The following is a 395-nucleotide window of genomic DNA, read 5'->3' as shown; positions in this document are numbered from 1 at the left end:
ACTACTGAAAAGGAGAGCTTGGCAGTCTAATCGAGACTAGCAAAATAAATAACATGACAAACTGGTGTATCAATATTCAATTGCCGATGTCGGAAAAACTGTATCAAAATTCAATTGCCGTTGACAATTTGGCTACGGAAAGTACATTCCCCTGACTATCACACAGTAGTTGTTGAACCGGTCCAGCTCACATTACCAGTCTCACAAAGCATTAAATCCTCGAATGATCGATTGCTTGAAGATGTACTAGCCCACCTGCGTACTGATCGTATGCGTCCGGTGAAGTCATCTTGAGCCGGGTTTAGCAAACCGCGATAGTGTCCGCGATAGGAGATTGTGGACACGATGACTAGTAAACCGCCCATTAGCACCAAGACCCGGCGAGAGCGTCGGGC

1 protein-coding gene is annotated in these 395 nt (G+C 46.1%); it reads right to left on the bottom strand.

From position 1 onward, the window contains the following. Positions 1-158: 158 nt before the first annotated feature. Positions 159-395: hypothetical protein (locus G3I67_RS14945; protein WP_203583693.1), on the bottom strand; the 237-nt coding region annotated here is incomplete at its 5' end.

The sequence above is a fragment of the Sheuella amnicola genome (assembly GCF_010499255.1).
GTDB classification, from domain to species: Bacteria; Pseudomonadota; Gammaproteobacteria; order Burkholderiales; family Burkholderiaceae_B; genus Zwartia; species Zwartia amnicola.
This window is presented reverse-complemented; position numbering and strand designations above follow the sequence as displayed.